The 22,793-nt window shown below is 64.8% G+C and carries 16 protein-coding genes; 7 read left to right on the plus strand and 9 right to left on the minus strand.

What is annotated here, in order from left to right; genetic code table 11:
* Nucleotides 1–102: 102 nt before the first annotated feature.
* The 8 genes from CHB87_RS19345 to CHB87_RS19380 all read right to left on the minus strand — a co-directional run bounded on the left by CHB87_RS19345 (nt 103) and on the right by CHB87_RS19380 (nt 10,661).
* Nucleotides 103–2,193 carry a VWA domain-containing protein gene (locus CHB87_RS19345; protein ID WP_089410103.1) on the minus strand — a complete coding sequence of 697 codons (2,091 nt, stop codon included), beginning with the start codon at nt 2,191–2,193 and terminating at the stop codon, nt 103–105.
* Nucleotides 2,193–5,186: a TonB-dependent receptor gene (locus tag CHB87_RS19350; RefSeq protein WP_089410104.1), complete on the minus strand. Its 2,994-nt coding sequence runs from the start codon at nt 5,184–5,186 to the stop codon at nt 2,193–2,195. The genes CHB87_RS19345 and CHB87_RS19350 overlap by 1 nt, the downstream gene beginning before the upstream one ends.
* Nucleotides 5,187–6,341, minus strand: coding sequence for a TIGR03435 family protein (locus tag CHB87_RS19355; RefSeq protein ID WP_089410105.1), 1,155 nt, complete (start codon nt 6,339–6,341; stop codon nt 5,187–5,189).
* Between the two features lie 273 nt (nt 6,342–6,614).
* Nucleotides 6,615–7,766 carry a TIGR03435 family protein gene (locus CHB87_RS19360; RefSeq protein WP_089410106.1) on the minus strand — a complete coding sequence of 384 codons (1,152 nt, stop codon included), beginning with the start codon at nt 7,764–7,766 and terminating at the stop codon, nt 6,615–6,617.
* Nucleotides 7,767–7,929: 163 nt separating this feature from the next.
* The gene (locus CHB87_RS19365; protein ID WP_176441873.1) at nt 7,930–8,853 is read right to left on the minus strand and encodes a TIGR03435 family protein; all 924 of its coding nucleotides are present in this window, start codon (nt 8,851–8,853) and stop codon (nt 7,930–7,932) included.
* Nucleotides 8,854–8,902: 49 nt separating this feature from the next.
* Entirely contained in the window at nt 8,903–9,328 is a 426-nt protein-coding gene (locus CHB87_RS19370; RefSeq protein ID WP_089410108.1) for a hypothetical protein, read from the minus strand.
* The gene (locus tag CHB87_RS19375) at nt 9,328–9,678 is read right to left on the minus strand and encodes a PadR family transcriptional regulator (protein ID WP_089410109.1); all 351 of its coding nucleotides are present in this window, start codon (nt 9,676–9,678) and stop codon (nt 9,328–9,330) included. The genes CHB87_RS19370 and CHB87_RS19375 overlap by 1 nt, the downstream gene beginning before the upstream one ends.
* 119 nt (nt 9,679–9,797) lie before the next feature.
* On the minus strand, nt 9,798–10,661 hold the full coding sequence (locus tag CHB87_RS19380; protein ID WP_089410110.1) for a winged helix-turn-helix domain-containing protein: 864 nt from the start codon (nt 10,659–10,661) through the stop codon (nt 9,798–9,800).
* A gap of 162 nt (nt 10,662–10,823) precedes the next feature.
* On the opposite strand from CHB87_RS19380, the gene CHB87_RS19385 reads away from it, so the two are divergent.
* From CHB87_RS19385 to CHB87_RS19395, 3 genes are all read left to right on the plus strand, one after another.
* Nucleotides 10,824–11,633 (plus strand): hypothetical protein, encoded by an 810-nt coding sequence (locus CHB87_RS19385; protein WP_142988437.1) that lies wholly within the window; start codon nt 10,824–10,826, stop codon nt 11,631–11,633.
* Nucleotides 11,634–11,763: 130 nt separating this feature from the next.
* The gene (locus CHB87_RS19390) at nt 11,764–12,456 is read left to right on the plus strand and encodes a CDP-alcohol phosphatidyltransferase family protein (RefSeq protein WP_089410112.1); all 693 of its coding nucleotides are present in this window, start codon (nt 11,764–11,766) and stop codon (nt 12,454–12,456) included.
* Nucleotides 12,453–13,034, plus strand: coding sequence for a hypothetical protein (locus CHB87_RS19395; protein WP_089410113.1), 582 nt, complete (start codon nt 12,453–12,455; stop codon nt 13,032–13,034). The genes CHB87_RS19390 and CHB87_RS19395 overlap by 4 nt, the downstream gene beginning before the upstream one ends.
* A 182-nt stretch (nt 13,035–13,216) precedes the next feature.
* Here CHB87_RS19395 and CHB87_RS19400 read toward each other — a convergent pair whose 3' ends face one another.
* Nucleotides 13,217–13,987 carry an SDR family oxidoreductase gene (locus CHB87_RS19400; RefSeq protein WP_089410114.1) on the minus strand — a complete coding sequence of 257 codons (771 nt, stop codon included), beginning with the start codon at nt 13,985–13,987 and terminating at the stop codon, nt 13,217–13,219.
* A gap of 93 nt (nt 13,988–14,080) precedes the next feature.
* Between CHB87_RS19400 and CHB87_RS22785 the strand changes: the two genes are divergently transcribed.
* The 4 genes from CHB87_RS22785 to CHB87_RS19420 all read left to right on the plus strand — a co-directional run bounded on the left by CHB87_RS22785 (nt 14,081) and on the right by CHB87_RS19420 (nt 22,735).
* Nucleotides 14,081–14,518 (plus strand): winged helix-turn-helix transcriptional regulator, encoded by a 438-nt coding sequence (locus CHB87_RS22785; protein WP_089410115.1) that lies wholly within the window; start codon nt 14,081–14,083, stop codon nt 14,516–14,518.
* Nucleotides 14,519–14,587: 69 nt separating this feature from the next.
* Nucleotides 14,588–17,593, plus strand: a complete 3,006-nt coding sequence (locus tag CHB87_RS19410) for a sensor histidine kinase (protein WP_089410116.1) — start codon at nt 14,588–14,590, stop codon at nt 17,591–17,593.
* Nucleotides 17,594–17,706: 113 nt separating this feature from the next.
* The gene (locus CHB87_RS19415; RefSeq protein WP_089410117.1) at nt 17,707–18,339 is read left to right on the plus strand and encodes a response regulator; all 633 of its coding nucleotides are present in this window, start codon (nt 17,707–17,709) and stop codon (nt 18,337–18,339) included.
* A gap of 430 nt (nt 18,340–18,769) precedes the next feature.
* Nucleotides 18,770–22,735 (plus strand): TonB-dependent receptor, encoded by a 3,966-nt coding sequence (locus tag CHB87_RS19420; protein WP_245818108.1) that lies wholly within the window; start codon nt 18,770–18,772, stop codon nt 22,733–22,735.
* Nucleotides 22,736–22,793 lie beyond the last annotated feature (58 nt).

Genomic DNA, 22,793 nt, shown 5'->3' on the forward strand with positions numbered 1-22,793 from the left:
TCTTCTGCCGTCATTGAACTTGCCCTTTTGTTTATCATTCCCGAAGAGCATCCGCTTCTGCACTTGCCGTCGTATTTGTATCTGCAATCAGCACAAATAACATCAGGGCACGATCAGGATCGGCGCCTGCCAGAAGCTGCTGCGGTTCCCCGTGGGATCGAGCACCGTCACCTGGCAGTCGTAGTCCCCCGGGGGCAGTTGCCCAAGGCTGAGCGTGAAGCTTAGCGGCGTCATGCCGAGGCGGCTCGTTGCAGCGGGCGTGACCGCCGCGGGTTGGCTCTCGAAGACCTTCGCGCCGCCACGATAGAGGCTCACATAGGCGACCACCGGCTGCGTGCCCGGCTGATACGCCTGTAGAAACACATACAGCTCGCGGTCGCGGCTGAAGACGCGGTTCACGCTGGGGATCAGCCTGCTGCCGTTCTCGACCAGCGGGTCGGCGATGGCGGCCTTCGCTGCGTCCTTGCTCTTCATCGCGTTGTAGAGCGCGTCCTTCATGTTCACGCGTTGACTGCTCAGGATCACGGCGCTGATCGGCACATGCTTCAACTCCTTGTTCAGGTTGGGCACGGTAAAGGTCGTCTGATAGGTGCCGATGCGGCCCGTCTCATCGTCGCGCGCGAGGAACTTGATCATGTACTTGCCGGGCAACAGCGTGAAGCCCGCATCGTACTCGATGGGCCTGCGCGCAAGCTCCCCCGCCGAGGCGTCACTCAGCTTGATGTTGACGTTGTCGCGCAGGTTGGTGACGGTCGTACCGCCGACCACATCCTTCACCTCGCCGACGAAGTCGATCAGCGTATGCTCCGCGCCGCCGCGCTTGGCCAGCGCCAGCTCGCGGCCCGGTATCTTCACGATGATGGGGACGTAATACTCCGCGCGATTGAGCTGGAAGTAATCGATCTCCATCGCGATGGTCAGCTCGGTGATCGGGTCGTTCAACATCAGCGCGTCTTCAAGCTGCCGCTCCTTATCGACCGCCGTGAACTTCGCGAAGGTCTTGCCCGCATAGTACCCCTCGCGATACTCGAGTCTGGCTTCGAGCCCGTTGCTCAAAGCAATCTTGACCTTGCGAAAACGCCCATTCTGCGCGGGATTCGTCGTGTAGTAGCCGACGATGTAGTAGTCCGAGATCGCCTGCTGCGCCTGCACGATGCCATGCGCAAGGTCGTTCGAATCGAGCATCGCCTTACCGCCCGTGTCGCCCGCAAGCGCAAACAGCGTGTCTTGCGAACGCTGCAGGTTCGTGACGTTCGCCTGCGCGGCCGCGCCGTTGTACATGCCAGCGTTGCCGGGCGAGCCCTGCGTCGCATCGCCCAGCGGCGCCGACGCCACAAGGCCGCGAGCATCGATCGGCCAGAACGACACGCCCGCGCGCACCGCCGCATCGACCGTCGCGTGCAACTGCGCCTGATTGTCGACGCCGTTCAGCCGCAGCCCGCTCGCGAAGTAGACCAGCGACTTCTTCTCGTTCAACTGGCCCAGCATCTTCGCCGTCGTCTGCAAGGCCGCAAGCTGACGGTCGGTGTTGAAGACGTTGAACTCCCCGTCGTCCTGCCCAAAGGCCGCGCCCGCATCCGCGCCGCTCGCGTCGTCGTTCGACTCCGCAAGCCCCTGCCCTTCGCCGACGATCAGCGTCTCGAGAATGCTGAGCAGGCGATTGCGATCGCCGGTAAAATCCTGCAGCACATCGACGGAGCCACCCGCATAACGCAGGATCGACACCATGTCCGCCTCGGTCATCTGCGTGCGGATGAACTTCTCCGCCGCGGCCAGCGCGCGCAGTTGATCCGCCGGTCGCATGGCCGACATGTCGAAGTAAAACACCAGCAGACGGCGATTGTTATAGCGCGCCTTGCCCTCGGCCTCGGGCGTGATCTGCGTGCGGTTCAGTGTTTTATAGATCTTGACGTTCTCGGGCTGCGCGGGCGCTGGCGTTGGCGTCGAGGGCAGTTGTTGATGCTCGACGAAACGCACCGTCTGCGGCGCGTTGTCTTCGGTCACGGTGAAGTCCTTCGCGGTCAGCCCAGGGATCGCGGCGCCCTTCTTATCCTTGACCACCACTGTCTCGACCACCAACTGCGACTTCACCGAAAGCGTGTATCCGCCGGGGTCGCCAGGCCTCGCATTCTGGCCGATCTGCTGCGCGCCCGCGAGCGACGTCAACACGAGCATGAGGAGTAAGAGTCGCATCAGTACCTCACCCGCACAGTCGTTTGCAGACTCCGCATCGCGTTGGTCGAGGCAGGCAGCCCGAAGGTCGTGCCGTTCACGATCGTGTTCCAGCTCGTGAAGACCACATGGTTCAACAGGTTGGTGGAGTCCACGCGCAGGTCGAGGTTCAGATGATCGCGCATGCGAAACGTACGTTGCAGCGACGCCGTCAGCGTGAACTGCGCAGGCCCGGTGATGCTGTCGCGACCTGCATTGCCCCACTGCCCCGGCGTGGGCGCGGTGTACGCAGCGGAGTTCAAGTGGTATCCCACCGGCGCGTTATGGATCGATGCGCCGGTAAGGCTCGGACGAATTGCGCCCGTAACGCCAGTGCCCGGCGTGGCCGCAAGATAGATCGGCGTCTCGGGCAGGCCCGTGCCGGTGTTGATCTGGCTCAGCACAGTCCACTCCTTCAGTAGCGAGCCGCGCCAGCCGGACATCAGCGTGCCGCCTCCCTTGCCCATGCCCGAGGTGTACTGCAACTGCACGTTCAACAGATGGCGCTGGTCGAAGGTCGAAAGCCCGCGCTCCGCGCTCAGGTTACGCCAGTCTTGCGCGACCACCGCGGAGGGCTGCGCCTGCACCGCTGCGCCCGGCGCCACCGGACCCTGCCCGCCCAGCGTGGAGTCGTCGTCGATCGACTTCGAATACGTATACTGCAGCGACGCCGCAAAGCCGCTGCGCAGTCTACGCCGAAGCTGCAACTGCGCGGACTCGCGCGTCGAGTTGCCGTTCGACCCGCGATAAACAAAGCCCGAAGGGCACGATGGGCAGGGGTTCACGCCGCCGAGCGGATAGCTGTTCGGCAGATACTCCTGGATGCCGCGCGTGCCCTTGATCCCCAGATACGACGCCGTTGCGACGAGCGCGCCGGGCAGATCGCGCTGCGCCGAGAGGTTCCACGTCTGCGCATAGCCGACGCGAAAGTTGGGATCGACAGCAAAGGTATCCGCCGTCGTCGTGGGACATTGCAGGAAGCCGTTCGCCAGCGTGATGGAACAGGTCGTCGCGTTGTAGCTCTCGCTCACGCTCTTCGACAGCGGCGCCTGCTGCGCCATCAGCGTGGCCTGCGCGGTGTAGACGGACGTATCGTCATAGACGCCATAGCCCGCGCGAATCACCAGTGTCGACGCGGGAATCGGCCGCCACGAGAGCCCGATGCGCGGCTCGATGCCGAGCCTGTCCGGCCGTATCAACGACGTAGGATACCGTTGCCCCGTCAGCGTCCCAGCAGGCGAGCTGCCCAGCACCGGGGCAACCGCTGTAAAGCCAGGCGATACATCCAGATTCACCAGCCGCCCCTTGGTCTCGGTCACCGGCGCGCCGTAGTCGTAACGCAGACCGAAGTTCAACGTCAACTCGGAACGCACCCGCCAGTCGTCCGCGACATACGCGTCATAGACCGTCTGCCGCAGGTACTTGTCCGGATTGCCGAAGGCGATGGAGCTGGTATCCGGCGTGCCTAGCAGGAAGTCCTCGAAGTCCGCGCCGGACGGGGCCGCACCGTTAGGGGCCGCGCTCGCCGCCAGCGCATAGGCGCCCGTGAAGGTATACGTCCCGCGCGGGTCTTCCTGCGCGAAGATGTTCGTCTCCTGCCGCCGCAGGTCGCCGCCGACCGTAAGGTTGTGGCGCCGGTAGGTCCATGTCACGCTATCCGATACAGCGTCGGTCTGGTTGCGATTGCGCGAGCTCTGCGCATCGGACAGACTCGCGATGCCGCTGGCAAAGACCAGCGTCGGCGGACCCCAGTTCAACGGATCCTGATCGTTGCCCGCGGGCGCCGGATCCGCGCTGATACCCGCGGCGCCAGAGACATTCCTGCGCGACTCGAACTGCGGCGTCACATGCGTCCGCAACCGGCTGAAGCGAAAGCCGGCGACGTTGTAAAACTGCCGGTAATGATGCGACCAGTTCGCCGTCGTGTTGATGCCCAGCAGGTCCGTCGTATCGACGAAGCCGAAGAGGTTCGCGGCGTCCGTGCGCGTGCTCTGCAGCGCGAAGCCGCCATACACCGAGTCCCGGCGCCCGATGGTGCGATCGAGCCGCAGCGTCACCGCATCCTGGTGCTCGTTGCCGATCGTCTGCGTCTGGTAGTTGTACCGCCCGCCTGCCGTCAGGTTCGGCAGCGGATAGAAGCTCAGCAGCGACTTCGCCGTCGGCACGCCGCCTGCATTCACGGCGTCGCGTTGAGTGTCCGTAGGCACCAGCCCGGACTGCGTCGTGGCGTTGCGATTGCGCATCCACTGGTACGTCAGAAAGAGGCTCGGCCCCTTCTTCATCAGGTGCGGAATGTTCAACGGACCACCGAACGTCAGGCCGCCGGTAATGTGGTTGTTCTGATCCTTCGGCGTATTCAGCCCGGTCAGCGAGTAAGGCCGCGCATCGAAGACCGAGTTGTCGAAGACCAGCGAGACGCCGCCCGTGTAGAGGCTCTTGCTCGTGCGGTTGTTGCCGAACGCCGCGTTCAGCGTGTACTGCGAGGTCGCCGCATTGTTGCTGCTGCCCTGGATCAGCAGACCGTCGGCGGGACGCGGCGCACTGTCGTCCGGCGGCCTGGGAGCATCGGGCAGCGCATCGTCCTTCTTTGCAATGTCGGCGCGCGCGATCAACGCAGGCGCGGCGGGCTTCGGCGCATTGGCCTTCGCGATGATCTCCGCCAGCGGCAGCAGCTTCAACTCCCAGCGGCCGGCGGCCGTCGTCGAAGAGATGGTGACCTCCTGCTTTACCGGCGCGAAGCAGAGCATCTCCACCTCGATCGTCCACGCGCCATCCGGCAGATCGGCAAAGCTGTAGAGCCCGAGCTGGTCCGAGACCACCGCGATCTTCGTCGCGCCACGCGTCGCCGTCACCGTCGCGCCGGGCACGGGCGAATCGCCGAAGACGATCTGCCCGTGATACTCCGACGCAAACCCCGCGCCACTGCCGCACGCGAGCAGCAGCCAGAGTTGAAGACAACGCGACAAGCGACCCATCTAGTTCTCCGAAGGCTTCTCGACCTTGTCGAGCACCAGCACGTCGACCGGCGTCTTCTCCGCTTCGAGCTTCAACCCAAGATCCTTCTGCATCGCCTCGAACAAGCTCAACGCACTGTCCGTCGATGCGCCTGCGGGCATCTTCGGCGGATGCCCGTTGAACTGCGAATCGTCCGGCGCGAAGGTCACGCTGAAGTCGTAGCGGTCGGTCAGGCCGGTGCGGTCGACGACCGGCCGGTCCAGCACCAGCGTCTGCAGGAAGCCCGTGAAATCGCCAATCGCTCCGTTGGCCACATGCAACGTGATGCCTCCCGGACCGGGCGAAAGCCCAAGCCCCGGCAGCGGTCCCTTCATCTGCGTCGGCGTCAGCTTCGAGCCGCTCTTCGCCACCGTCAGCACATAGGCCGAGAGCTCGCGCTTGTCGTGATGGAACGTCAGTTGAAAGCGCTCCTTCAACAGCTTGCGAATCATCGACCGCACCTGCTCCGGATTCGGCGCGCCCTCGGCGTCGGGCACCGCGGCGATGTCGTAGCGATCCTTATCCAGCCACTCCGGCCCGCCCACCAACTGCTTACCCTGCACCTGGTACGCGAACTCGATCAGGTCCGCGACTGACGACGCACGCGTCTTGAAGTTGCGCCCGTTAACCGTGAGCCCCTGCATGCTGGTCGCGCCCGTGTTGTTCGGCTTGATGGTCGCGACCTCGAACGACGGGTCGGCATCGGCGGCCATCAGCTTCGGCGGCGGCGCGGGCGCGGGAATCTCCCATGCGGTCTCGGTCGTGGCGCGGGCCAGGTCGAGCAGCAACGGGTTCGTCCCCTGGGTGAATGTACCGGCAATGGTGTTTCCATCCGGACTCAGCTTGCCTTCGTAGCTCGCGCCGATCGCGACGGCCGCGAACTTGATGTTTGCGCCCTGCTGCGATGCTGAGCTCGCCGCCAGCGGCTGCCCGCCCTGATCGATGCTGTAAAGCGTGGCCTTCAACGAGCCGTCCGCCTTGGCGAACTTGACGACGATACGCAACCCCTTACCCACGGCCAGCGTTCCCTGCCAGGCGCCGGTGATGTCCTTCGCATCGGGTTTGGCATCCTGCGCGCGCAGACCCGCGCCAGCGAGCGCGGCCAGTACGACGATCCAAAGCAGCAGTCTCTTCATCGAGTATCTCCGGTAAAACTCATGAAATGGCATAAGACGAAGTACGTGCAGAATGACGACGGGGTTCCTGCATAGACGGGTCAAATCGCGAAACGTTCAAGTACGGGGAGTCGTTATTTCAAAAACAGGCGCCTGTCCTTCGCAGCAAAAACAACTGCCATCCACAGCAAAAACAACGGTCATCCGCACCAGAATGCCTGTCATCCTGAGCACAGCGAAGGATCTGCTTCTTTTTCGTGCCGGCGACTCCCTTCCCCGCGAACATCCTCATCGCTAGTTCTCCGACGGCTTCTCCACCTTGTCGATCACGATCACATCCACCTGCGTCTTCTCCGGGTCGAGCCTCAGCCCCAACTGCTGTTGCATCGCCTCGAACAGCCCGGCCGCGCTAAAGCTCCCATTCGCCGGCGGCCGCGGCGGATTTCCGCCGAACTCCGAATCGTCCGGCGCGAACGTCATGCTGAAGTCGTAACGCCCGGCGACCCCGGTGTGGTCCACAACCGGCCGATCCAGTACGATCCGCTGCAGGTAGGCGCTCAGGTCGCCGAGATTGGCGTTGCGCGCAATCAGCGAGATGCCTCCCACGCCGGGCGAGAAGCCAAGCCCCGGCAGCGGACTCGTCGCCTGCGTTGGCGTCAGCTTCGGCCCACCCTTCCCGACCGTCAGCACATACGCCGGAAGCTCGCTCTTCTCGTAGTGGAACTTCAGTTGGAAGCGGTCGGCCAGCAGCTTGCGAACCATCATCTTCACCTGCAGCGTACTCGGCACCCCCTCGGTATCAGGAACCCCCGCGATATCGTAACGATCTTTATCCAGCCACGACGGGCCGCCCGACACCTGCCTGGCGTGTACGCCGTAAGCAAATGCAAGCAGGTCGACCACGGAGCTTGCGGCCGTCGAAAAGTTGCGCCCGCGAATGTACATACCCTGTGTGCTGTCCGCGGTGGTGTTGTTCGGCTTGATCGTCGCAACCTCGAACGAAGGGTCCGCATCGGCGGCCATCAGCTTGGGCGGCGGAGCAACCGCCGGAATCTCCCAGGCCGTCTCGGCGGTCGCGCGCGTCAACTCGAAGGGCTGGACGCTCGCCCCCTGTGTATACGAGCCGGCAATCGTATTGCCATCCGCGCTGAGCTTGCCCACATAGCTGCCGCCGATCGCGACAGCCGTGAACCGAATCGTTGTACCCACCTGCGATACGGAGGTGGCGGCGATCGGCGCGCCGCTCAGGTCGATGCTGTAGATCGTCGCCTTCAAAACGCCATCCGCCTTCGCAAACTTGATCACCATGCGTAAGTTTCTGGTGACGGCCAGCGTGCCCTGCCATGTACCGGTAATATCCTTCGTATCCGGCTTACTCTCCTGCGCTCCCAGGCCCGCCCCCAAAAAGGTGACAAGTACAACAATCCAAAGCAACAACCTCTTCATCTGACAATCTCCAGGCTGGATGTAACTCTAAGGTGCGTAACGCATCCAGTTCGATGGTGAGGTACCAGAATAAATGGGTTAAATCGCAAGGCGCTTGCTTTTATCGTCGCCGTTACTTTCCCCGGAACCGCTACGTCCGGTAAACCGCTTGATTGCCACTCCCCTAATTTTCTGAAGGCCGCTCGATATGGTCGATCACGATCACCTCCACCGCGCCCTTCTGCGGAACCAGCTTCAGACCAAGCTGTGCACGAAGCGCCTCTGAAAACGGCGCTCCCGTTGGCGCGGCATCGGCGCCGATGGCCGTCTCCGGCGCGAACTCGAGGTCATAGTCGTATGTCCCGGTCAAGCCCGTCGCATCGACCACCGGCCGGTCGAAGATGTTGCCCGTCCCGGCGATCGACGCGGCCAGCATCGCCGGCGTCATACCACGCGCGACGATCCGGAAGTTGCCCGCAACCTTCGGCAACGTCTGCCAGGCCGCGCCGCACGACGCGGGATACGTGCCCGGCATCGCCTCCGGCATATCCGCCTTCGCGCACGCGGGATCGTCCGCCGGATGAACCCGCAGCCCCGTCCCCGGCCTGACCTTCGTCAATTCCAGCGCATAGACCGGCTCCCGCCGCGTCTCGCGATGCACCTTCAACTTGAACCGGTCCGCCAGCAGCGCCTGCATCATCACGCGCAGCTCGTCCTTGCCGGGATGCCCATCCACACGCGCCTGGATATCGTAGTGAGCGCCCCGCGTCCAGTCCGGCAACTGCGCGCGGAACTGCTGAATCTGATACATCGTCGGCTTGTACGCGAAGACGATATACCCCAGCAGCAACTGGTTGGTCGACATCAGATGCCCACCGATGTCGACATACTGCGGCCCCGGCCCCAGCGGAAGATTCGAGAACGCCTTCGCGTCCGACCGGTTCTCCCGCACCGACGCCACCTCGAACCGCAGCGTCGCATCCGCGGTTGTCATCGGCGCGTTGGCCGCAGATACCGGCGCCTGCTGCGCCATGCAGGCGCCCGACAAACTCAGCGAACCTCCCAGCAGCGACGCCCATAAGATCGCTGTCGTCCTGAGCGCAGCCAAAGGACCTGCGTCTCGCTCGAACCGGCGATGATCCATCCACGGAGATAGTCTAAGGACGTTCCGAAAGGTTGCGTTGCGCAACATACCTCACCCCTCTTTGAACATGCGCCCGGCCCGCCATACGACCCGGCACATACGCGCCGGGGTAAGGAAACAGCAGAAACGATGTCAACGTCAGCAGCAGCGCCGCCGACAGCTTCGCCATGGTCAGGTGCGGCGGACCGCCCACGGGATAGCTCCCCGCCAGCAAACCGAAGCGCGCATCCGGCCCCGCAAGCTGCGCATCCTCGGGCGACCGCAGACACCACTGCCGCAGCAGCGAGAGCGCCGCATCGCCCAACAGCCACGCCGCCCCGTACTCTATCCATGCCTCGTCGAAGACCCGCATCATCTCCGGAGCGAAGCTCGCCCGGAAGCACTCCGGATGCAGCCGAAGCAGCGCGCGATAGAGCTTGCGTACGATGAGCTGAGGCATCAGACCTCCCTCGTTCGGCCCGTAGTCTGGCCAGCCGCCAGCCGCGACCGGCCAGCCTTCACCACCTCGGCCAGCCGCTTCAGCTCATCGTCCAGCACGGCGGCGCCCGCCTGCGTCAGGTGGTAGATGCGCCGGGCCTCGCCGCCATCCTCTACCTCCGACTCCTCGACCAGCGTCGCCGCCATCAGCGCTCTCAGATTGTCGTAGAGCAGCCCCGGGCCGATCTTGTACTCGCCGCCCGAAAGCCGCGTGGTCTCCTGCATGATGCCGTAGCCATGCAGGTCGCGCTCGGCCAGCGCGAGCAGGATGTAGGTGACGGCGTTCGAGAGGGGCGGCGCAATCGTCTTCATGTCGGCTTACGATATATCGGAATCCGACTATTAAGCAACCTATTTTTTGCGGAACCTTATCCTCAGGTGGAAGCATGGGCTTCAGCCCCATGAATCGAGGTCGCTCGAGGAGCAGGGCTTCAGCCCTGGGTCTCTGGCTCACGCTCGCCCGCGCCCATCAACACCAGCGACCGCTGCGCAAACGGCGAGTACACCAGCAGCGCCGTACACGCCAGCGCCAGCCCGAAGTTCATATGGTGCAGCAGCAGAAACGGCGCCAGCGACCAAAGCACATCGAACGGCAGCACATAAGCCCACAGCTTCAACAACTTACGCCGCACGCCTGGAGCATGCAGCAGCACCGCGCAGACAATGAACGCCCGCACCGGAATCAATAGCGCGGCTGTCACCACCAGCACGACCATCGCCTCCGCCGGCCGCGACAGCGCGGAGAAGAGATCGCCGATCTCGGCCAGGTTCGCCAGCGCGCCGACATAAAACCCGACATACATCAATTGCAGCAGCAGGTAGAGCGTCCGCACCGTCCGCCAGGGCGTCTTTGGCAGCTCATGCGGCGCCGCCAGATACGGACTCAGCTCCTCCGGCTCTTCGTCGAGCTGCTCCTCGACGATCACCGGCGGCGGAGCCACGGCAATCGGGTCATCCCCCACCCGCTGTACCGGCGCGACGAACCGGTATCCCCGGCGGGCGAGCGTCTCGATGAACCGCGGGTTGCGCGCCTTGTCTCCCAGCGCCTCACGGATGCGGTTCACCGCCGAGTTCACCCCGTGCTCATAGTCGACGAAGGTTCCCTCCGGCCAGAGCACGCGGGAGATCTCCTCGCGCGTCAACACCTCGCCCGGCCGCTCCAGCAACAGCAGCAACACCTGAAACGGCTGCACGTTCACTTTCACCCGGATGCCTTGCCGGCGCAGCTCGCCGGTCGAGACGTCGGCCTCGAAGACGCCAAAGCGGTAGCGAACGGCGGTGCGCGGCTCGGTCATGGTCACGCCAGTGTAACGGATGTGTGAATCCGGCTTTGCCCGCGCCTTGGATATTTTTCGCTATCTCTTTTTGAATAAGTATCTTGCACCGTGAGAATCAATTTTCTGCGCGTGAGGTTGCAGGCATTGCAAAACGCGCTCGCAAACCGCAATCTCCAATTCATGAAACTGAAACAGACCATCGACGCCTGCCGGCTCCCGCTGCTCTCGCTCTTGTTAGTCCTTCTGGGTTCTCGCCGGGCCGTGGCCGAACCCAGGCCGGAGGCGGTCGCCGCCTTCAACAGCTACGCAGCCACGGTTGAAACACGCCTCACCCGGCAGCACAGGTCGCACTCTACCTTCCTCGCACCCGACAGCTTTGCGGGCGATGGGGAGGCCCGGCTGCGCGCCGGCGAGCTGATCATCCAGCAGATCGCCCCGCCCATACCCAACCCTCCCGGCGCCCTGCTCCGCCACTGGCGCGGCGCGGCCTTCGTGCAAGGCGCCCACGCCGCCGACTTCGAACGTCTGCTGCGCGACTTCAACGCCTATCCGCAACGCTTCGCCCCCCAGGTGCTCCGCGCCCAGAGTAGCGGCCAGGGTGATCACTTTCAGGCCACCATGCGCGTCCGTCAAAAGCACGTCATCACCGTCGTCATGGACACGGCCTACGACGTCGACCTCGGCCGCCTCGACGAGACCGCCCGCTACAGCGCCTCGCGCAGCACCCACATCTACGAGATCGACTCCCCCGGCACGCCGCGCGAACGCCCGCTGAGCCCGCAGGAGGAGCACGGCTTCCTCTGGCGGCTGAATACGTACTGGACCTATGAGGAGCGCGACGGCGGCCTCTATATACAGATCGAGTCGATTTCGCTGAGCCGGTCCATCCCCACCGGCCTCGGCTGGGCGGTACGCCCGTTTGTCGAAAGCGTACCCCGCGAGTCGCTCGAGTTCACCCTCCGCTCGGCCTCGAACGCCATCCGCAGGTAGTCACATCGTTCGCCTTTGCTTCTGGGTAGGCCAAGGCTTCAGCCTTGGCATTCGACCATCCGCTCACGGGGGCTTCAACCCCTGGGGTATGCCTTCCTGTCCCACAACGCCACGAAATCGGAGAACTCACATGATTGAAACGAAACCACTTCCAACCACCGGATTCATCTCCGCCCCACGCATCCACCAGGCGCTCACCGCCGCGGCGGAGAAGCGCGCCCTCCACTGGATGGCCGAACGAGCCCCGCGCTGGCTGACCTCGGACCAGCTGACCGCGATCGGCCTCGCCGCGCAGATCGGCGCCGGCCTGGCCTACGCACTCGCCCGGACGCATCGCCTGGCGCTGCTGGCGGTCATCCTCTGCCTCGCGCTCAACTGGTTCGGCGACAGCATGGACGGCACGCTCGCCCGCATCCGGCAGCAGCAGCGCCCGCGCTACGGCTTCTACGTCGACCACATGGTGGATGTCTTCGGCGCGACCGCGCTGATGACCGGCCTCGGCTGCTCCGGCCTCGTACACTGGCAGACCGCCATCGCGATGCTCGTCGCCTTCCTGCTGCTCTCGTGCGAGAGCTACCTCGCCACCTACACCCTCGGCCGCTTCGAGCTATCGCAAGGCCTCTTCGGCCCCACCGAGATCCGCCTGCTCCTCGCCGCCGGCAACCTCGCGCTGCTGCACAGCCCGTACGTCACCGTACTCCACCGCAGGATGCTGCTCTTCGACCTCGGCGGCGCCATCGGCGCGGCCTGCATGCTGGGCCTCGCCCTCGTCGTCACCGCGCGCCACACCGCGCAGCTTTATCGTCAGGAGCCGCTCGCATGAAGATCTACCTCATACCTGTCCTGCTGCTGTCGATCGGGGCAACCTTGGCCGACGCACAAAACCGCCCGGCCGAGCCGCTGCCCGAGGCTCCCTTACCCTCGCAAAGAACGGCCCTGCCGGCGCCGAAGCCGTCAACGATCTACAACGAAAGCTACGTCGTGCGCGCGGGGTACATGTGCGGCGCCGGCGCCAGCACGTCGCCGGTAGCGACCAAACCCACCACAGGCTGCGGCGTGGGGTTCACCTTCATCCCGCTGCCCATCTTCACAGAGATCGGCATCATGGCGCCGCAAGCCAACCGCAGCTATTTTACCGGCTATGTCAGCGTGGATGGCAGCATTCCGCTCGCAAGCATGAAGCTCGCGTACCTGCCCATGGCCATCGTCGGGTACAGCCGCCTCTTCGAGACCGGCCACGCCTTCGATTATGGCCTCGCTCTCGCCATGCCGCACAAGGGCAAGCCAGGGGACTACCCCACCAGTCTGCGGTTGGAGCTGCGCGACTACTGGACCTTCGCCAACCCTACGCAGCACAATGTCATGTTGCGCCTTGGCTGGATGAGCGTGGAGACCGACTGAGGTTTGTAGCAATTTTCGTTCGACCTTTAGCCGCTGAGGTACGCTTTTCGTCCCTATGCTGGCTTTGACGAAAGCGTACCCCAGCGGCTAAAGCCGGATTCGTAACTGGATGGGGCGGCATGGCTAAAGCCAAGCCCTTAACAAAGCAACTGCCCTCTCCGTGCTATGAAGTGAGATTCGTCTCAGTGCCCGGCCATCGCCGCGTTGAACTGCTCGAAGAAGCCGTCGAACTTCTCCCGGTTGAAGTCCCCCGCGAACCGCAGCGGATAGACATTCTTCACCAGAATCTCCGTCGCCTCCGGCTGCGTCGTCAGAATCTCCATCACCTCGGCGATAAACGCGTCGAGCGGCATGGCGCGCGGGTCGCTCGCCTGGTGCGGGCCCATCAGCTCCGTCTGCACATACGGCGGCGCCAGCTCCAGCACCTCGACCGACGTGCCTTTCAACTGGTAGCGCAGCGAGACCGACCACGAGTGAATCGCGGCCTTGGTCGCGCAGTAGGTCGGCGTCATCGCCAGCGGCATGAACGCCAGACCCGACGTCACGGTCATCACGGTCGCCTTCGCCTGCTGCTTCAGGTGCGGCAGCAGCGCGGCCGTCAGGTGCAGCGGCGCGGCGAAGTTGATCGCGATCGTGTCGTCGACGACGGTCGCATCGGGCGCGTCCGACAGGTTCTCCGGCTTCATGATCCCGGCCATGTTGATCAGCACGTTCAGCGCCGGATACTTCGCCACAATCGTCTCGGCGAAGCCCTTCAGCCCCGCCGTCTGCTGCACGTCGACGACCTCGTACTGCATGCCGGGATTGGCCGCCGTCACGGCCTCCAGCACCTCCCTGCGACGCCCCGCGATGATGACCGTATTGCCCAGCTTGTGAAACGCTTCGGCGAGTCCGCGGCCCAGGCCCGAGCCGCCGCCAGTGATAAGGATTGTGTTCTTTTCGGTAAGATGCATGGCTGAAAAATCTCCTCTTGAGTTACTGTAAGTAAGCCACTCTCTTTTGGGAAGTAGGCACCGCGTAGTGCGCCACGCACCCAGGGGTAAGAAATGAAGAAAACGGTCTCATCCGGCGTAAAGAAAAATCCCGCGCCCCTGCACTATCAATCGCCGGACGGACAGACCTCGACTCCCGAGATCGACCGGCTGGTCGAGGAGATGATCGGCCGAATCGCCGACAAGTGGACGCTGCTGGTGTTGGAGGCGCTCGCGCAGCACGGCGTTGTACGCTTCAGCCGGCTGGCGGAGCTGGTCACCGGCATCAGCCAGAAGATGCTCACCCAGACCCTGCGCCAGATGGAGGCCGACGGCTTCGTCACCCGCACCGTCTACCCGGTCGTGCCGCCGCGCGTGGAGTATGCGCTGGCGCCGCTGGGCGAAAGTCTCGGCGCGGCTTTCTGCGGGGTCTGGCAGTGGGCCGAGGCCAACTATGCCGAACTGGAACGCCAGCGCGCCGCCTATCGCGAGCGCAAGGGACTGAGCGCTTGAGCAAAGAATCCTGCAAGCCGAAACGCTGGCTATCCCCCAAGCTATCTCCCATTGATATACTTCGCCCCAGTGAGCTTCTTTCGCCGTTGGCTCGTCTGCATCGTCGTTCTGCTGGGCGTCGCGCCCGCGCTCCCGGCTCAGGGCGGGCTGGAGTGGATGACCAGCCGCGCCTGGCGCATTCAGGACGGCCTGCCCGACCAGGTCATTCAGGCCATCGTTCAGACCCCCGACCACTATCTCTGGATCGGCACCAAGCTCGGCCTCGTGCGCTTCGACGGCTACCACTTCCTCGACTACGGCGCCGATCTCGCGCCCGTGCTGCACGACTTTGGCGTCGACTGCATTCTGGTCGCGCGCGACGGCACCCTGTGGCTAGGCACGCAGGGCGGCGGCGTGGTGCATCTCGCGGGCGGCACGGCGCGGACCTACGGGACCGCCGCCGGCGTCGAAAACGGCCTGGTGCGCGCGCTCTACCAGGATGAGACAGGCCGCATCTGGGCCGGCGCCGACCGCGGCCTCTACCGCCTGGACTCCGCCCTGCCCAACGACCACTTCATCCGCATGGACGACCCCATCGCCACGCCCGATGTCGGCGTTCACACGCTGGTCGGCGACGGACACCGCGGCGTCTGGGCCGGCGGCACGCGTCTGCTTCACTTCCACGCGGCCGCCGGCTCGGGCAAGATGCCGTGGGAGATGCTTCAGCTTCCGCCGCAGCCTGCCTCCATCCGCATCTGGAGCCTCGCGCTCGCCGAGGATGGCGGCCTCTGGATCGGCACCCTTGGCGGCCTCTACCGCGTGCCGGCCGGCGCGTCGGTCGGCGGCGCGGTCAAGGAGAGCCGCATCCCGGGCAGCATCCTCTCGCTCTATCGCGACCGGCATCACCGGCTCTGGGTCGGGACGCTCGGGGAAGGCCTCTATCTGCTCGGCCCGGACGGTTCGGTCGCGCACGCCTCCGCGCCGGCGCAGCTCGGCAGCAACGCCGTCCTCACCATGGTCGAGGATCTGGGCCGCGATCTCTGGGTCGGCACGCAGTCCGGCCTCAACCGCTTCAGCGTCACCGGCATGCAGCTCACGCGCATCCCCGGCACCATCGACTCCGAGTTCGGTTCCGTCTCGGTCGACACGGACGGCTCGGTCTGGGTCTGCTCCCGCCAGCTCATGCATATCGAGAACGGCGTCGCGAAGCTGGTCGCGCTGCCCATGCTCGACGGCATCACCGTCCGCAGCGTCATGCGCGAGCGCTCCGGCGCATTCTGGGTCGGGACGCTCGGCAACGGCGCGTACCGCATCGCCAAGGGTCTCACCGGACACACCGACCATTACGCCGCGGCGATCGGCACGAACTACATCCGCGGCTTCCTCGAAACGCCCGAGGACGGAGTCTGGATCGCCTCCGACGGCGGCCTCGCCAACTGGAAGAACGGCGTCGTGACCAGCTATCAGGAGTCGCCCAACGCGCCGCACGCCGCCGTGAACGCCATGGCCTCGGGCGCTCCGGGCGAGCTCTGGGTCGGCACCTTTCATGGCGTCTCGCTCTGGCGGCGCGGCCAGTTTGTGGATTCGCCCGCCTCCGCCGCGCTTGGCAGCCACATGGTCTGGGCGCTCCACGTCGACGACGGCGGCGCGCTCTGGATCGGCACCGAGGGCGGCCTTTACCGCTGGCAGCACAACAAGATGCAGCATCTGCCGGTCGACGCCGACATGGGCAGTCCGGCCATCCTGTCCATCCTCGAGGACAGCCGTCATCGCATCTGGCTCGGCGGTCCTACCACCGTTCTGCGCACCAAGCGCGGCGCGCTCGTCAGCCTCGGCCAGGGCAAAGCCTTCGAGCCGGAGATCTTCCCCGTCTCGCGCGAGACCGGCGCGGAGCTCAGCGGGGGCGCCGCCTCCACCGCCACGCTCGACGGCGCCGACGGCGCATGGTTCGCCTCCAACGAAGGCCCGCTGCACATCGAGTCTGAGAAGGTCCGGCAGGATGGCGCGCCGCCGCCCGTCATGCTCGGCCAGGTCTCGGTCGACGGCCAGCGCGTCGCCGTCGACGGCAAACTCGTCCTCCAGCCCTCGGTTAAAACCCTCCAGATTGACGCCACGCCGATCGCACTCGGCTCCCGCCCCGGCCTGCAGCTCCGGCGCAAGCTCATCGGCTTCGACACCGAGTGGAGCTCGGTCGATCCCCTGCAACCGGCGACCTACACCAACCTGCCGCCGGGCAGCTACATCTACCGCGTGGAAGCAAGCTGGAAGGGATTCCCCGGCATCACCAGGCTCGAGCTGCCCATCGTCCAGCGCACGCACCTCTACCGGCAGCCCGTCTTTCTGATCGTCTGCGTGGCCGTCGTGCTGCTGCTCATCTGGCTCGTCCACTGGCTGCGCGTTCAGCAGGTGACGCTGCGCTTCCGGCTGATCGCGGAGGAGCGCAACCGCGTCGCGCGCGAGATGCATGACACGGTCGTGCAAAGCTGCATCGGCGTCTCCTCGCTGCTGGAGGCGATCGCTATCCGCCAGACGTTCTCGACAACCGCAACCCCGGTCTCCACCGCCGCGAAGCAGGAGCACGACCTGCTGAACACCGCGCGCGAGCAGATCGCCATCACCATCATCGAGGCCCGCGAGGCCATCTGGAACCTGCGCCATCCGCAGAACGACGGCGGCCTGGCCCACGCGCTGCGCTCCATGCTCGACCGCATGACCGCCATCCAGAACACCGTGGTCGAGTTCACCAGCGAGGGCGAGCCGACCCCGCTCGACGACGAACCCGTCCACGAGCTGCTGATGACCGCGCGCGAGGCGCTGCACAACGCCATCGTCCACGCCGCGCCCAGCCGCATCGACATCCTGCTGCAGTACGAGCCCGGCCGGCTGACCATCCGCATCTGCGACGACGGCGTCGGCTTCGACCCCGCCACCGCCGGACGCGGACGCGGCGGCCATTACGGCCTGCTCGGCATGCACGAGCGCATGGAGCGCATCGGCGGTTCGTGTACCATCGAGAGCGTTCCCGGTAGCGGCGCCGAGGTCATCCTCGAGATGCCTCTCGGCCGCGCCGTCCGCACCTTGCAGGAGACCCGCTAGAGTTCATCGGGGGCTGTCACGATTCGTCGGAATCTGTCATCCTGAGCGCAGCGAAAGGACCTGCTTTTTTGTTCGAGGCGAGATAGCCCCATTGGATTGAGTCAGGAGACGCAATGACCGCAGCCGCAAAACCCATCCGCATCCTGCTCGTCGACGACCATCCCATCGTGCGCGCGGGACTCGCCGCCATCGTCAGCTCGCAGCCCGATATGGAGATCGTCGCCCAGGCCGGCAGCGCACGCGAAGCCCTCGACAGCTACGTCCAATGCGAGCCCGACATCACCCTGATGGACCTGAAGCTGCCCGGCATGAGCGGCGTCGAGGCCATCCGCGAGCTGCGCCAGCAACACGGCGCCATCAAGGTGCTCGTCCTCACCACCTACGAGGGCGACGAGGACATCTACCAGGCCCTGATGGCCGGAGCCGCCGCCTACATCATCAAGGGCATGCCGCACGAACTGCTGCTGCAGGGCATCCGCCGCGTCCACCAGGGCAAGGTCTACCTGCCGGCGGAGATCTCCCGCGCCGTCGGCAAGCGCACCGAAAAGGACGAACTCAGCGCCCGCGAGCGCCAAGTCCTGACCCTGATGGCCGCCGGCAACAGCAACCGCGCCATCGCGGAGAAGCTCGGCGTCACCGAAGGCACCGTGAAGTGCCACGTCGGCGTCATTCTGTCGAGCCTCGGCGTCAAGGACCGGACGCAGGCCGTGCTGATCGCGCTGCGCCGCGGCTTCGTCCACCTGTAACGGCTGGCCTCTCCCGCCCGAAATTCTGTCATTCCAAGCGAAGCGCAGAGCGCGCTTTTCCTCCGTTCCGGCGCCGACCCGCGCCCGAAAGCAGCCCTGCACGGCTCGCTCCGAAAGCGGAAATTGTTTTTCTGTCGAAACTTTTTCCACATCTATCTGACTAAAGTAGGATGACAGTCCTACATCCCCGCTCCTACACTTCTCCTCGCACTAAAGATCGCCGTTTGGGCGTTGGAAGACCCCCTTGCGCCACCGCCCCCGGGCACGTGGCAGGTCTCTTTCACAACGCCAACGCGAGCGACCGGACAGCAAGACCCAGGAGCACTTTCGAATGTCGACTTACGCCAGCGCAATGCCAGACGCTACCCCATCCAGAATTCAAAGCGGGACAAGACCACCCCGCTTCCTTCTTTTCCTCACCATGATGGCGATGTGTCTCCTCGCTTTCTTTGTCCGCCCCGCATCCGCGCAGTCCGGCGCCGGCACCATCACCGGCACGGTCGCTGACGCCACCGGCGCCGTCATCCCCGGCGCGACCGTCACCGCGCTGAACGTCGCCACCGGCGTCAAAACCGTCCGCATCGCCACCTCGAGCGGCCTTTACACCATCAACCCGATCAACCCCGGCACCTACACGGTCACCGTCACCAACCCCGGCTTCAGCACCTTCAAGCAGGAAAACATCGTCGTCGACGCGCTCGGCACGGTCGGTTTGAACGTGATGCTCAAGACCGGCGACCAGGCCGAGACCATCACCATCAGCGCCGCTCCGCCGCAGCTTGAGACCACCGACTCCACCCTCGGCGGCGTCATCGAGAACAGCACCTACACCGCCCTGCCGCTGCTCATCACCGGCGGCCAGCAGCGCGACGTCACCCAGTTCTCGAACCTACTGCCCGGCGCGCAGGTCAACCCCGGCGGACGTTCGTCCATCATCGGCGGCACCGGCCAGCGCGTCGGCGAGCTCTACGTCGACGGTCTGCCCCTCACCACCGCCAGCCAGCAGGGCGACAATCGCCCCGTCTTCAACCTCGTGCCGCTCGAAGCCATCGACCAGATCAAGGTCGTCACCACCGGTTATTCCTCGCAGTACTCGGGCGCCGGACTTGAAAACTACAACCTGAAGGCCGGCACCAACCAGTACCACGGCTCCGTATTCGCCTATATCCGCAACACCATCTTCGACACCTGGAGCTTCTCGTCCAAGCCCGGCGGCGCCAACACCGTCCCGGTCGTCACCAACGGCGTCCTGGGAACGGCCCCCGGTCCCAAGCCGGCAGAGCATCAGATCGAATATGGCGTCGCTCTCGGCGGCCCGATCACGATTCCGCACCTTATCAACGGCCACGACAAGCTGTTCTTCTACGCTACGTTCGACAAGTTCCGTTCGCGCCTCGCGCCCAACTACGTCCCCAGCTCCATCCCCACGCTGCTGGAGCGTCAGGGCAATTTTCAGGAGTTGCTTCCAATCAACGCCGCCAACCCGGCAGCCGGCGGTCTATGCAATCCCGCCACGCAAACCTGCCTGAACTACGCCATCTACGACCCTACCTCGCAGGCCTCCTGCACCGCGCACAGCACCAACGGCCCGTGCCGATACCAGTATGGATACGGTCCAGGAACGGCCATTGGAATGAACGGCAATCCCGTCCTCAACGGCAGCCCGGTCAACGTAATCCCTACCGGCCAGCTCTCGCCGATCACGCAATACATGGCGAAGTTCCTGCCCCAGCCGCTCGATACCACCATCGGCCATGTCACCAATAACTATTCCAGCGGTGTCCCCACCGGCTTCGACAACTATCTTTACTCTGTTCGCGTCGACTACACCGTTTCGCCCAAGCAGACCCTCTCGGCCGCATACACCCAGGGCAGCCGTCACGCCGTTCCCTATACCTCTTCCTCGGTCACCCCACAGGTCAACGTACTTCCCTACATCCAGACCACGCTCTCGACCATCACCGGCAACATCGTCGACCTGCAGCACACCTACCAGATCACGCCTCACCTCGTGAACCAGGCCCGCTACGGCTTCTTCTACTTCGGTGGCCCGCCGGTCCAGAACATCACCGGCACGACGAACCCCGGCCTGTATGGCCTGGCCGCCTCCGGCATCACCGGTCTGCCTGCGGGTCAGGCCTCCATGAACGCCGCCAACCTCAGCTTCTCGGGCACTAACGCGCCCACCAGCTGGGTCGGCAACACCCCCACCACCACCAGCCGCTCCCTCACCTACGAGGCGCTCGACAACATCTCCTGGACCAAGGGCATCAACTCGATGAACTTCGGCGGCCAGGTGCAGTGGCTGGAAGATAACGCCGACACCGCTGACGGCGCATCGACCCCCACCTCGCTCGCCTTCGGCGTCAACGAGACCGCCAACCTGTCCGGTTCTACCTACGCGACCAACACCGGCTACTCCTACGCCAGCTTCCTGCTCGGCGCCGTCGCCAGCGCCGGCACGACGCAGCAGGCCTTCAGCGTCGTCGGCGGTCGCTTCCGTCCCGCCGCGCTCTACTTCCAGGACGACATCAAGGTCACCTCGAAGCTCACCATCAACGCCGGTATCCGCTGGGACTACATCCCGCCCTACCATGAGACGCTGGACCGCTGGTCGTTCCTGAATCCCAGCCTCACCAACGCCATCACCGGCAACGCCGGCGCCCTGCAGTTCGCCGGCCACCGCGGCGCGGGCCTGAGCTGCCAGTGCACCACCCCCGTCAACACCTACTGGAAGAACTTCCAGCCTCGCTTCGGCTTCGCCTATCAGGTCGATCCGAAGACCGTATTCCGCGGCGGCTACAGCCTCATCTACTCGCATGGCGGCGCAACCGGCGGCGCGGCGGGAGCGGGCACTGGAACCGGTCAGACCGGCTTCAACACCCCGATCTCCTACACCGACAGCACTGCCGGCCCGGCCTTCTATCTGAACAACAACCCCTCTTTCTCCGCCCCGAACGCCAACTTCGGCGGTCCGACGGCGACGCTTCCCGGCACCTCGCCCATCTCCGCCGCTTCACAGACCCTCGGCACCGGCTTCTACACCACCAGCACCGGCGCCTCGGGCGGCAACGGCACCAGCATCAACTATGCCGATCCCTACGTCGGCAGCCGCGCGCCGGAGTTCTCCTTCTACAACTTCGGCATGCAGCGCGAGATCACCAAGGCCATGACGATCTCGCTCGACTACTCCGGCAGCCAGAGCCACTTCATCTCCGGCGCCGCCGGTATCCGCGGCCTGTACGCCGGTCAGCTCAATCCCAAGTACCTCACCGCCTACGGCAACGTCAACTGCAGCACGACCACCACCTTCGTCTCCTGTCTGACGGCCCCTGCGACCGCAGCCAATCTCGCGAAGGTGCAGGCAGCGACCGGCTCGTCCCCGGCCGTTCCTTATGCCGGCTACACCGCGGCCGCCGGCGTCAACACCAACGCGACCCTCGCCCACATGCTGACCTGGATGCCGCAGTACTCCGGCACCTCGGACTTCTGGGGCAACTACGTCGCCAACGGAAACTACAACGCCTTCCAGGTCGCTCTCGCCATGCGCGCAAGCCACGGCCTGACCTTCAACGTCAACTACACCTACTCGCAGAACATCGACGATGCAGGCACCCAGCGCTCGGGCTACGATATCCCCGGATCCGTCCTGCTGAACGGCCAGTCCTACAGGAAGAACCGCATCGATCGTTCGCTCTCCGTCAACGACCAGCCCGAAAGCCTCAGTGTCTATGGCGTCTATTCGAGCCAGTACGGCAAACATAGCTGGGGTGGCGAGCACTTCGTCAACCGGGCGCTCCTCAGCGGCTGGCAGACCTCCTGGATCTTCCAGTACAGCTCCGGCGCGCCTCTCCCCATCGTCGCCACCTGCAACGCGAACCAGAATGTCGGTCAGGGAACCTGCATGCCCGACGTCAACGCCAACTTCACCGGCGATGTCCGCATCAATGGCAAGTGGGGCCAGGGCGTTACCGCCGCGACCCTCGGCAAAACCCAGTACCTGCAGGGCGGTCTGCCGAACACCAGCTCCGGCCACGGCGTCAACGTCGCGGGCGCGGGCGGAACCGACGCACCCACCTGCGCAGGCTCCACCGGACCGTTCTGCAACTCGGGCAACTACATGATCGGCGACGCCGGACGCTTCGCGTACGGTCTGCGCGGACCCGACATCTACCGGCTCAGCATGGCGCTGCGCCGCACCTTCCCCATCCACGACCGCGTCAACTTCATCTTCGGAGTCGACGGTTCGAACCTCACCAACCACACCACCTTCGGCAACAACGCCGGCAACAATACGGTCGGCGTCAACGTCAACAGCCAGGCCACCTTCGGAACCGTCGGATTCGCCAGCGCGGACTCCCGCGACTTCCAATTCTCGGGCCGCATCCAGTTCTAACAATCGCCTCATCCAACCCGACGCCCAGGCTGCTCTCTCAGCCTGGGCGTCGTTTTCT

Source organism: Granulicella rosea (assembly GCF_900188085.1).
GTDB classification, from domain to species: domain Bacteria; phylum Acidobacteriota; class Terriglobia; order Terriglobales; family Acidobacteriaceae; genus Edaphobacter; species Edaphobacter rosea.

Coding starts and splice junctions, on each gene's coding strand:
- CHB87_RS19350 (WP_089410104.1), bottom strand. CDS start 5,186: ATGGGTCGCTTGTCGCGTTGTCTTCAACTCTGGCTGCTGCTCGCGTGC.
- CHB87_RS19390 (WP_089410112.1), top strand. CDS start 11,764: ATGATTGAAACGAAACCACTTCCAACCACCGGATTCATCTCCGCCCCA.
- CHB87_RS19360 (WP_089410106.1), bottom strand. CDS start 7,766: ATGAAGAGGTTGTTGCTTTGGATTGTTGTACTTGTCACCTTTTTGGGG.
- CHB87_RS19385 (WP_142988437.1), top strand. CDS start 10,824: ATGAAACTGAAACAGACCATCGACGCCTGCCGGCTCCCGCTGCTCTCG.
- CHB87_RS19380 (WP_089410110.1), bottom strand. CDS start 10,661: ATGACCGAGCCGCGCACCGCCGTTCGCTACCGCTTTGGCGTCTTCGAG.
- CHB87_RS19400 (WP_089410114.1), bottom strand. CDS start 13,987: ATGCATCTTACCGAAAAGAACACAATCCTTATCACTGGCGGCGGCTCG.
- CHB87_RS19395 (WP_089410113.1), top strand. CDS start 12,453: ATGAAGATCTACCTCATACCTGTCCTGCTGCTGTCGATCGGGGCAACC.
- CHB87_RS19375 (WP_089410109.1), bottom strand. CDS start 9,678: ATGAAGACGATTGCGCCGCCCCTCTCGAACGCCGTCACCTACATCCTG.
- CHB87_RS19345 (WP_089410103.1), bottom strand. CDS start 2,193: ATGCGACTCTTACTCCTCATGCTCGTGTTGACGTCGCTCGCGGGCGCG.
- CHB87_RS22785 (WP_089410115.1), top strand. CDS start 14,081: ATGAAGAAAACGGTCTCATCCGGCGTAAAGAAAAATCCCGCGCCCCTG.
- CHB87_RS19420 (WP_245818108.1), top strand. CDS start 18,770: ATGTGTCTCCTCGCTTTCTTTGTCCGCCCCGCATCCGCGCAGTCCGGC.
- CHB87_RS19355 (WP_089410105.1), bottom strand. CDS start 6,341: ATGAAGAGACTGCTGCTTTGGATCGTCGTACTGGCCGCGCTCGCTGGC.
- CHB87_RS19370 (WP_089410108.1), bottom strand. CDS start 9,328: ATGCCTCAGCTCATCGTACGCAAGCTCTATCGCGCGCTGCTTCGGCTG.
- CHB87_RS19415 (WP_089410117.1), top strand. CDS start 17,707: ATGACCGCAGCCGCAAAACCCATCCGCATCCTGCTCGTCGACGACCAT.